Here is an 11817-nt window from a genome sequence, read left to right on the forward strand (position 1 = left end):
TCCCTGCTCCCTGCTCCCTGCTACCTGCTCCCTGCTCCCTGCTCCCTGCTCCCTAAAAACCAGAAATTTGTACCTCACAAGTCGTATAATTGCTATATATAATACCTAGCTTAAAAACCAGAATCGACCTTTTTTAACAGACCAAGTGAGTTCACAAACTCTTCCTTTAGGAGACAAAACTGACCGCTTAAAACTTCCCCCTAGCTGTCGCGCTAGTGCTTTAGCTTGTTTAGTTCCCCGACCTCCTGAACGCTTAGATTTATTGGAGTGAGATGGAGAGCTAATGCCCAATCCATTATCTTGAATGCGAATAATATTCATACCTTCGGTTTGGGTGCAGGTAACTTTCAGACGAGTTACCCCTTTGGCATATTTACCGACATTGCACAATGCTTCTTCCATAAATCGACACAATCCTCGCTTCTGTTCGATACTTAATGGCGGACTATCGATTGGGTCAAATTTTATAATTTTCACCTGAATGGTTTGAAAGCAAGGAAAGTTTAAGGCTAGGGTATTGCTATATACTTCATAGAGAATCTCGTGAGTGGGTTGGTGCAAATCTAGGTCTAAATCAATCCCGATGTGTATAGTGCTATCTTGGGTTAGGGTTTCTCGACGGACTGATTCATAAACGGCTCTGAGTTCTTGGTTTAACTGTTCTAGTTGAGAGCGCAATTGGTGATGAGATAAATCTTGATCTTGAGTGCAGCTGAGTATCCTAGCTAAGGTTTGTAATGGTCCATTATGAATGATGTCAAATGTATAATCAATCATATATTGGCGTTCATTAATCCGGGATTTTAAGGTTTGGTGGTATAGATAGAAGGCATTGATGCTGACACCATTGACAGTTAAAACTAACCAGGCTGGTACTACAGGTATCCACCAACCCCAGATCAGGAGCAAATAACTTAGTCCCACCAAACTAATGCCAGCAATACTAACACTCAATAAATTTTGTAGCGGTGTCTTAGTTAGTTTAGCGAGGCTGATACCCAGAAACCCCCAAACTATAATCCATATATATTCCCAGCTATCTGACCAAACCCTTAACAAGGGTCGTCCATTGAGAACAGCACTAATGATTTGACTAACTGTATGAGCATGCACTTCTATACCAAACACTACTCCAGGAGTAGAGCTAGGGATAGCAGAGACATTGACAAAATCTTTAGCGCTATGGCTAGTGATACCAATCAGGACTATGCGATCGCGAATCCAGCTTGGATCAATTTTGCCAGTTTGGATATGGTTGAGGGATACGATCCGAAAGGGTTTGCGACCACTGCGAAAATTAATTAGGATCTGATTTCCCCCAGCATCGGTTCTCACATAACCTCCGGAATTGGGGCGAAAGCGAGTGAGTTCTGTAGTACCAAACTTCTTGGCTATTGGGTCATCAGTGCCATTAGTTAAGGAAATTCCTTGTTTAGATAAATACGCTTTTGCTAGCAGTATAGGTAGAGAAAATTTATACTCTCCTTCCAGATTTGAAGTTCCTAGTAAACTGCGCCTGATGTGTCCGTCAGCGTCAAGTATCACATCGGCAAAGCCAACTTGTTCGGGGGGTAAGGTGGGTGGTGGATTAATGGTATTGCCATATTGGTCAGGTAAGGCTTTTTCAATGCCAATCACGGTATTGATAGCCTGAAATGCTGCGACTAAGTCAGTGTAACCAGGCTCAACGGGTAAATCTCTGACGATGTCAAGACCAATAGCTCTAGGGTTATAGGTGGCTAGTTTTCTCAGCAGTGATGCTAAGTCTCGATCGGGTATGGGATAGGTACCTATGCGTTGGATGTCTTGTTCATTAATACCAACAATCAGAATTCTTTTATCAATAGATTCTTCAGGACGCCAACGGAGAAAACTATCGAGAGCAATCCATTCTAGACTTTGCAGGACGCCAGTGAGGCGAAATAGGATTACTAGTGCGATCAGGACTAGTCCTGGAATAAATCCTACCCGCCAGTTTTGAATTTCCTCCTCAGTAAAACGTTTCATGTCTCAATCGATTAGACCGACTTCTCTTGCTCGCTTCTCGGTTTTAATGCGAATATTTTCACCGGGTTTTGGATAAACCCCTAAAACGTCTTGAACTTTAGTCCAATAGTTACGCACCGTGCGCTCGGATATTTGCATCCGCTGAGCAATGGTTCTATCCTGTAATCCTTCTTCAAAGGCTAAGGTTAGAAGTTCTAGCCATTCGGATTTGATTTCCAAGCCATTTCGGATCCCTTTGGGGGTGTAAATCAATCCTTGAAGTGACCAGTCAACTTTAATTAACATTTCTTTCTGGGGCAGGCTTTTATCTACGATGGTAAAGCCTCCTTCATGTTCATTAATAGCAGGTTTTAAACGGATTAAGGCTTTGATATTAGCGCTTTGAACAACTATATTGAGGGTAGGGTATAGTTTCATTAATGTTTTGAGCAGTTGAATTCCCGTATCAGTTCGGGCAGTATCTCCCTGCTGCTTCGGAATGGAAAGATCCGCAACAACTAAGTCAGGGGATAACCTCTCTACATATTCTTGAGCTATCTGGGCAGTTTTAGCGGTAATAATTTCTGCCTCTGGGTATTGCTTTTGCAGTTGGCTCACGGTTCCCTCTAGAACGGATTCGTGGTCGTCAATGACAATAATTTTTGCTTTCATAGGTAATTGTTTATAGTTAATTATTAAGGGTTAATTGTTAATAAATTAGATAATTTTTAATTTGTTATTTATCATTTTTAATTTACCCTTTTAAATTTTTCATTTTCCTAGATACCTTAAGCTAAGCAGGTGCACAAAATTAATTACACATTTACCAAAACTCAAAGCTTTACGATGTAAGGGTTACAGAGATTGGTAGTAGGAAATTAATTTTGTAATGGTGCTTAATATGTATTTAAATTTAAGATCGCGATCCTTGTGCAAAAGCCGGTCTCCCCATCTCCCCATCTCCCCATCTCTCCATCTCCCCATCTCCCCATCAGCCCCCATTAACAATTTAAATGGGTGAGAGCTTACTAAAAGGGCTGATAGTCTAGGGTAAAGTAAATGCCATTGTCTTGCAGTGAGTCCCCCTGATTATCTACCCCGATCAGGGGAATACCATAGTCGAGACGGAGATTAAATCCAGATCCGATCTGCCAACGTAAGCCTAAGCCTACACCAGCAATGGTGGCAGGGTTGGGTTGAATCCCATCATTATTCCAGGCTGTACCGATTTCAAAGAAAGGGGTTAATTGTAGTCTGGAGTCTGAGGTGAGCATAATACGTGCCTCTACTCCCCCCAAGATGGCATTATCACCAATGATTTGATTTTGTCGATAGCCTCTGACGGTATCTCTACCACCTAGAGTGAACTTTTCTAGGGATAGTAAGGAATCTGGGGTGAGTTGAGTATTAATTCGGCTGATGACCAGAATAGATGGTGATAATTGCTCGACCCACTGGAATTGTCCGACCCAGGTAAAGAAACGCCCATCAGGACTTGAGTCACTAATGGTGGCATCAAAGGCATCAATTCCTAGACTAAACTGGGAGCGGGCGGCTAATACTCGTTCTGGACTGCGCTTGACCCAATCTTGAAACAGCCGAATTACTGTGACCTTGGATGTACCATCTGCGGTTGCTTCAGAGAAGGACAAGGGAATGTCATCGAGTATAAAGGTTTGTCGGTGACGCAGGTCTAAGCCTACGCCAACAGCGAATTCAGTTTCTGGCGATCGCAATAAGGGCTGACGGAAACTGAGGGAATAGTTCTGAGTTTCACCTCTAATGTTTAAATCCTGGAAATTCTCGGAAACAAGGCGATTCTCACTATTGCTGTAGCCCAAGCTCAGGGTTCCTTTACGAGCATTGATGGGGATGGTATACCGAATATCGTAGATGTCGAGTCCTTCGGTTAGACCGTATTCCCCACGAATGCGATCGCCAAATCCCAATAGATTATCATGAGCAGCAAATACACTGACTTGAGTTGAACCAATACTGGGAGAACGGTTGTTTTCTGTCTTGACACCGGTGTGAAAGGCTGGGGCTTCTTTTAGTGTCACCTGTAATATATTACGACCGGGAGTGCTCCCTGCGGTCAATTCCACGTTCACTCGTTCGATTAAGGGGTCTAGCTGCAGCAGTTGCAGTGCTTTGACTAGGCGTTGCTGATTTAAGGGTTTAGTAGTGGCAATTTCTAGGGGACGGAGTACATAGTCAGGTCGCAGACGGTTTAATCCATTCAGTTCAATTCGTTCTAGCTCACCCTCAACAACCTGTATTTGCACAGTGCCACTGTCGAGTGCTTGATTATTCAGTAAAAATGCACCAGAGGTAACGTAACCGTTGTTAATATAGAGTTGAGTAATTTTAGAGCGCAGTTCAATTAAATCTTCAAAGGTGACTTCCTGGTTTTCAATCTCTTCAATTAATTCTGTAATCTGTTCTTGTAAAACGGTGTTACCGAGCACTTCTACAGTTTTGACTAGGAAACGATCACCGGATGAAGCGATAATATCAACTCCGGTAGCATCGGTTTGATCTAAAGATTTATATCGAAAATCTTGACAAATACGCCAAAACTCTTTATTGCTATCTCCCTCTCCCTGTGTTTCTATTAATTCTGACCCGATGTTTTCAACGGGACATTTAACCTGAGGTGGCGGTCGAGTAGAGGTAGCTTCAGCAGTGGATTCTAGTAGCGATGACCCAGATGCCGAGGTAATCGGAAGGGGTGAATTAGATGAATTAGGAATCGTAGATTGAGCCATCCCATTTAGAGCTGAGATCACTAAGATAGAAACACCAAAACTAGACACACCAAAACCTGCCTTTCCCTTCAGGGCGATCGCTTTTGGTGGTGGCTGCCACATACCATAGCGTGGCCGTAGCGCAATCGCCATTCATCTCCTTTTTAGATACACAACCATGAAAGTTTCACATTAGCTAGTGCAGGAATTATTCTACACATTCGCGACTTAAAACTAGCCGTCCATCTGGGAGTCGATATACCTGTTGAGGTTCTACAATCGGATCACCGATTTGCCAAGGGCGATCCGGTTGGGTGCTGGGGCTAGAGCTACCATCACTGGGTATGGTGCGCACGGTGCCAGTGGCAAAGGGTGAAATCTTAGCACTTCCTGGAGCGGTAGGTAAACCACCGCTGCCAGTAATGATGAAGCTACTTGATTGCTCCCGACTGCGAAAAATGCAGATATTGGACAGCAAAGTAGTGGTGTCAATCTGATTTCCTGGAGTGATATCGAGAACCAGTAGTGGTGTATTAATCCTCAAGGGAGCCGCTTTTCCGGTTGAGTCTTCGAAAGCTTGGACAAATATACCACTGGTAAACTTTCCATCGGGAGATTTACCAATGACTTGCACCGGTTCTTTGACCGAGATGGTCAAAGAACCTGCATCTCCTTTTCCAAAGGTACTGACGCTAACCTGCCCTCCACCCTGAAGTAGTAAACGTTGTGTATTAATCTTCAAGTCACCCCCATCTCCTGTTGAGTCTGAATTAGCTTGGGCAAATATACCACTGGGAAAGTTACCATCGGCGGACACACCAATGACTTGCACCGATTCTTTGGCATTGATGGTCAGATTACCTGCATCTCCTTCGGCAAAGGTACTGACGCTTACCTGTGCTCCATCCTCCACCAGTAACACTGGTGTATTAATCCTCAACTCACCCCCATTTCCTGTTGAGTCTGAATTAACTTGGCTACTGATCAGGCTGGGAAAACTATCTTCGCCAGATACAGCAATACCAATGACTTGCACTGATTCTTGGGCGGAGATGGTCAGATCACCTGCATCTCCTGGTCCAAAGGTATTGGTGCTAACCCGTCCTCCATCCTCAACCAGTAACTTTTGTGTCTTAATGCTTACCGAACCTGCATTTCCTTGTCCCACAGTACGGGTACCAATCACTGCTAGATCTCTGACAGTAACTGACTCAGCCTCAATGGTAATTTCACCCCCATTACCTGAACCAGAAGTATCACTGGTGACGAGAAAGCGATCGCTTAACAAAATCTCTTGGTTTGCCAGCAGTTTGATTTGACCCCCCTGCCCAGAACCGGAAGTATCTGCGAAAATGAAGCCCTGCTCATCAGTATTAGTACCAATGAGCATGATATTTTTACCAGAGTCAATAATCACATCCCCAGCATTTCCTACGTCACTACTGGTATTAATTGTGGTTACCTCAATCGAACCAGTCACAGCGGAATTGGGTTGGTATTGATTGGTCAAAAACACTTGACCATTGGGCGGCTCAATCATTACCTCGCCAATCTTAATAGTTGCTGTGGTTGGAGGCTCCGAAAACTCCAGTTGATTAAGGTTGGGATTACCAGTTATTGCGCTTGGGTTACCGATAGCTGTGGTGCCAGCCCTAATATCTAGGGTCGGGCGACTACTACCATCTATTGATATGGTGGTGCCATTGGATAGGGTGACGGTTTCCTGAATATTATTTGCGGGATCAGAGCCTGTAATCTTGAGCTTATCAACCGTTACCGAACCACCGGCGAAAATGTGTAGGGAAGCACCGTCATAACTGTTAAAACTGACATCTCCTGCTGAGCGAATAATCGGGTCATTGGGACTTGACAAATTCCCCAAAGTTCCATCTATTTCCTCAATCGAAAAATTTCCTCCACTCCAATAGTGGGTATCCCCTGTAATCGGGTTACTGGAACGCAACACCATATCCCCTAGTGAAAACAACCCACTATCGGGATGAGTCAAAGCCAAAATATCTACGCTTTGGTTACCCTCAAGCAACAGTTTCCCCCCAGCTGCTGCCACAAAAGGTAGGGCTATACTATCCCGCACTTTCAGGGTTTCCATAGCCGATAGGGTCAAATTCCCCCCAGCTGATAGCCGACCCTGTAAATCTAGATTCAATCCCGACAGGGTTAAATCTTTCCCCACGGCCAAGGTGCCAGTATTGATAATATTCCCTGACACAGAAGCAACCTGATTAAAAAACAATGCTCCGGGATTAATAGTTAGTAAACGGCTAGTTTCGGGTTCGGTGGCACTAAAATATCCATCATCTCCCCATGCGATCGCACTCGCTGTACTTCCGACAAAGGAACCCTCTACATCCAGACTAGCGTTTGAGCCAAATATAATCCCATTGGGATTGAGTAAAAACAGGTTAGCTGCGCCATCTACTCCCAAGGTTCCTTGAATATCGCTGGGATTCATTCCGGTCACCCGCGACAGGATATTCTCAATTCCGGCTGGATTAGCTAAATACACCCGCAACCCTTCTCCCACATTGAATTGATCAAAACTGTGGAATAGGTTTACTCCCCGTTGAACTCCCCCTTCAATTAATTCTGCTGGCAATCCCTTTACAGAAGCGTCAGGGATCACAACTGTTCCATTAGCTCCCAAGGTATCATCTGGTAGGATATTGCTCTGAGCATGGGCTTGATTACTAGTAGATGGAATAAAGTGCGACAGTGTTAATAAACTTGCCATCCCTACTGTATTTCCCCAACCCAATTTCCAACACCGACTCAGCCTGGTTTGCCTGATCACAGCACCTGTCCCTTCACAACTAAGTAATAATTTTGTGGATATAATTATTATCTCTCAAACGGCTTACCAAGCTTCATTAATGTTACTTTTGTTTGTAAAAATTAATTAACAAAACCGGCAAAACTAATTGCAATTATCTGCAAAATTGATTGCATAAAACTGCAATATAGCCTTTTTATTTGAGGTGTGAAACATTGATCGATTGGGGAGCATGTCAAATTTGTAATTAGGTACATAGATCCCCCCTAACCCCCCTTAAAAAAGGGGGGAATTAGATTTAAAAGTCCCCCTTATTAAGGGAAACGGGGGATCTGAATCAGGGATTAACAAAACTGACATGCACCCGATCGATTGTAAAGGGGAATCGGTAACTTCGGCATAACCAGTAATATAGAAAAGCCGAAGCTTTGAGGTAATTCGCCAAGACGTAGATCACATTAGGAAGTGGAGAAATTATTGTAAACACTCCCGACTCAAAACTAGCCTTCCATCTGCGAGTCGATATACCCGTTGAGGTTCTACAATCGGATCACCGATTTGCCAAGGGCGATCCGGTTGGGTGCTGGAGCTAGAGCTACCATCACTGGGTATGGTGCGCACGGTGCCAGTGGCAAAGGGTGAAATCTTAGCACTTCCTGGAGCAGTGGGTTTTCCACCGCTGCCAGTAATGATCAAGCTACCTGGTTGCTCTCGACTGCGCAAAATGCAGCTATTGGACAGCAAAGTAGTGGTGTCAATCTGATTGTCTGGTAAGAAGGTCAGGCTGTTTTCGATCAGGCTGGCGTCGATAGTAGTACCAACCCGTCCTCCATCAAAAACCAGTAACTCTTGTGTATTAAAAATCAAGTTACCCCCCTTTCCGGTTGAGTCTCCCACAGCAAGGGCAAATATACCGCTGGGAAACTTACCATCGGGGGATTTACCAATCAGTCGCACGGATTCTTGGGCCAAGATGGTCACATCACCTGCATCTCCTTGTGCAAAGGTACTAACGCTTATCTGTCCTCCATCCTTAAGCAGTAAACTTTGTGTATTAATCTTCAAGTCACCTGCATCTCCGGTTGAGTCTCCCACAGTTCGGGCAAATATACCGCTAGGAAACTTACCATCGGGGGAGACACCAATGACTTTCACCGATTCCGAGGCATTGATGGTCAAATTTACCCCATCTCCTTTTCCAAAGGTACTGGCGTTAACCTGTCCTCCATCCTGAAGTAGTAAACTTTGTGTATTAATCACCAAGTCACCCCCATCTCCGGTTGAGTCTTCGAAAGCAAGGGCAAATATACCGGTGATCAAGTTGCCATCGGCGGACACACCAATTATTTGCACTGATTCCGAGGCATTGATGGTCACATTACCTGCATCTCCTTCTCCAAAGGTAACGGCATTAACCTGCCCTCCACCCTGAAGTAGTAACTGTTGTGTATTAATCTTCAAGTCACCTGCATCTCCGGTTGAGTCTGGATTAGCTTGGGCAAATATACCGCTGGGAAAGTTGCCATCGGGGGATTGATCAATGACTTGCACCAATTCAGAGGCATTGATGGTCAAAGAACCTGCATCTCCTTCTGCAAAGGTACTGACGCTCACCTGTGCTCCATCCTCAACCAGTAAACTTTGTGTATTAATAATCAAGTTACCCGCCTTTCCGGTTGAGTCTAGATTAGCTTGGGTACTGATCAGGCTTGGAAACGTATCCTCGCCGGAGACACCAATACCAATGACTTTCACCGATTCTGAGCCATTGATGGTGACATTACCTGCATCTCCTTGTGCAAAGGTATTGGTGCTAACCCGTCCTCCATCGAGAACCTGTAACCGTTTTGTCTTAATGCTTACCGAACCCGCATCTCCTTCTCCGGAGGTACGGGTACCAAGCACTGCTCCATCTACAGTAACCGACTCAGCCTCAATGGTAATTTCACCCCCATTACCTGAATCAAAAGTATCACTGCTGAGGAAAAAGCGATCGCTTAACAAAATTTCCTGGTTTGCCACCAGCTTGATTTGACCCCCTTGCCCAGGACCAGAAGTATCAGCGAAAATCAAGCCCTGATTATCAGTATTAGTACCAATCAGGATGATATCTTTACCGGAGTCAATAATCACATCCCCGGCATTTCCGACTTCACTACTTGTATTAATTGTGGTCACCTCAATCGAACCAGTCACAACGGAATTGGATTCGTATTGATTGGTGATAAACACTTGACCATTGGGCGGCTCAATAATTACCTCGCCAATCTTTATATTTGCCGTGGTTGGAGCCTTCGACAACTCCAGTTGATTAAGGTTGGGATTACCAGTTATTGCGCTTGGGTTACCGATATCTTTGGTGCCAGCCCTAATATCTAGGGTGGGGCGAGTACTACCATCTATTGATATGGTGGTGCCATTGGATAAGGTGACGGTTTCCTGAATATTATTTGTGGGATCAGAGCCTGTAATCTTGACATTATCAACCGTTACCGAACCACCGGCGAAAATCTGTAGGGACGCACCGTCATAACTGTTAAAACTGACATCTCCTGCTGAGCGAATAATCGACCCACGGGGACTTGACAAATTCCCCAAACTCCCATCTATGTCCTCAATCGAAAAATTTCCTCCACTCCAATAGTGGGCATCCCCAGAAATCGGGTTAGCGGAACGCAACACCATATCCCCAAGTGAAAACAACCCACTATCGGGATCAGTCAAAGCCAAAATATCTACCCTTTGGTTACCCTCAAGCAATAGTTTTCCCCCAGCTGCTGCCACAAAAGGTAGCGCTATGCTATCCCGGATCTTCAGGGTTTCCATGGCTGATAAGGTCAAATTCCCCCCAGCTGATAGCTGACCCTGTAAATCTAGATTCAATCCGGAAAGGGTGAAATCTTTCCCCACTGCCAAGGTGCCAGTATTGATAATATTCCCTGACACAGAAGCAACCTGATTAAAAAATAATGCTCCTGGATTAATGGTTAGTAAACGACTACTTTCCGGTTCGGTAGCACTAAAGTAGCCATCGTCTCCCCATGCGATCGCATTCGCTGTACTTCCGACAAAGGAACCCTCTACATCTAAACTGGCGTTCGACCCAAATATGATTCCATTGGGATTGAGCAAAAACAGGTTAGCTGCGCCATCTACTCCCAAGGTTCCTTGAATATCGCTGGGATTCATTCCGGTCACCCGCGACAGGATATTCTCAATGCCAGCTGGATTAGCTAAATAAACCCGCAACCCTTGTCCGACATTGAATTGATCAAAACTGTGGAATAGGTTGACTCCCTGTTGAACTCCTCCTTCAATTAATTCTGCTGGTAATCCCTTTACAGAAGCGTCAGGAATTACCACTGAACCATTCGCTCCTAAAGTATCATCTGGTACGATATTGCTCTGAGCATGAGCTTGATTACTAGTAGATGGAATAAAGTGCAACAGTGTTAATGAACTTGCCATTGCTACTGTACTTACCAATCCCAATTTCGAGCACCGATTCGGCCTAGTTTGTCTGATCAAAGCACCGATTCCTGAACAACTAAGTAATAATTTTATGGCTGTAATTATTATCTATCAAACCGGTTACCAATCTTAGTTTATGTTACTTTTGTTTGTAAAACTTAATTGCATAATTATGCTCCAATTACACAGAATGCTGCCCAGTGGTAAGGGTTTTGGAAGGGTTGCTCATGGGGGTTAAACCAATCCAGTGCTTGTTCAATCTTTTTCATCAAAGAGTTGTCTAGGGGTAACTGCCTACTCCAGGCTAGCAACTGAGACTGGGTACTATCCCGCAGCCAGAATTGCGCTTGGTTAAGAGCAACGGCTAAAGGTATCTGCTCTCCCAGATTCTGATAAAATTTAATCATTAACAATGCTGTGGATAAATCGTTTACCCTCCACAAGCTACTAACTACTGCTGAACTCCCCGCCACTAGGAAACTACTGGGTAACCCAATGTATTCATCGCTGATGTTATTAAAGTCGATTAATCCCGTTTCACAAGCGGAAAGGGTGACCAGGCGACATTGTTTCAATTGTAACTCAAAGACATCATCAATAGTCAAACATTTCTCTAAGTCAAAGATTTCCTCTTCACTTATGCGTAAATAGCGCTCCGGATTGGGTTCAGCAGAGGTCGGTTTGCGGGCATTGGCCAGAATTAGAGCCGATTTCCGTGGTTTTTGGTAATTAAAGTAACCGTGACAGCTAAAATGTAAACAGTGGTAACTGTCGAGAGGTTTGCTATCGATGGCGGCTTTGGTGGCAGCGTTTTCCACGAGA

The 11817-nt window shown here is 44.4% G+C and carries 7 protein-coding genes; all 7 read right to left on the reverse strand.

Translation table 11 applies throughout. The features are described from left to right. Positions 1–105: 105 nt before the first annotated feature. Entirely contained in the window at positions 106–2007 is a 1902-nt protein-coding gene (locus F6K52_RS23150; RefSeq protein WP_293083336.1) for a CHASE2 domain-containing protein, read from the reverse strand. A 3-nt stretch (positions 2008–2010) separates the two neighbouring features. Then, complete coding sequence (locus F6K52_RS23155; RefSeq protein WP_293083339.1) at positions 2011–2658, reverse strand: response regulator transcription factor; 648 nt, start codon at positions 2656–2658, stop codon at positions 2011–2013. Between the two features lie 183 nt (positions 2659–2841). Beyond that, positions 2842–2970, reverse strand: a complete 129-nt coding sequence (locus F6K52_RS23160; protein ID WP_293083342.1) for a hypothetical protein — start codon at positions 2968–2970, stop codon at positions 2842–2844. Between the two features lie 44 nt (positions 2971–3014). Beyond that, the gene (locus tag F6K52_RS23165; protein ID WP_293083345.1) at positions 3015–4886 is read right to left on the reverse strand and encodes a ShlB/FhaC/HecB family hemolysin secretion/activation protein; all 1872 of its coding nucleotides are present in this window, start codon (positions 4884–4886) and stop codon (positions 3015–3017) included. Positions 4887–4941: 55 nt separating this feature from the next. Next, positions 4942–7485, reverse strand: a complete 2544-nt coding sequence (locus F6K52_RS23170; RefSeq protein ID WP_293083348.1) for a filamentous hemagglutinin N-terminal domain-containing protein — start codon at positions 7483–7485, stop codon at positions 4942–4944. 513 nt (positions 7486–7998) lie between these two features. Continuing rightward, entirely contained in the window at positions 7999–10992 is a 2994-nt protein-coding gene (locus F6K52_RS23175; RefSeq protein ID WP_293083351.1) for a filamentous hemagglutinin N-terminal domain-containing protein, read from the reverse strand. A gap of 173 nt (positions 10993–11165) precedes the next feature. Next, a partial coding sequence (locus F6K52_RS23180) for a CHAT domain-containing protein (RefSeq protein ID WP_293083354.1) occupies positions 11166–11817 on the reverse strand: 652 nt, incomplete at its 5' end.

Source organism: Moorena sp. SIO3H5 (genome assembly GCF_010692395.1).
Lineage (GTDB): Bacteria > Cyanobacteriota > Cyanobacteriia > Cyanobacteriales > Coleofasciculaceae > Moorena.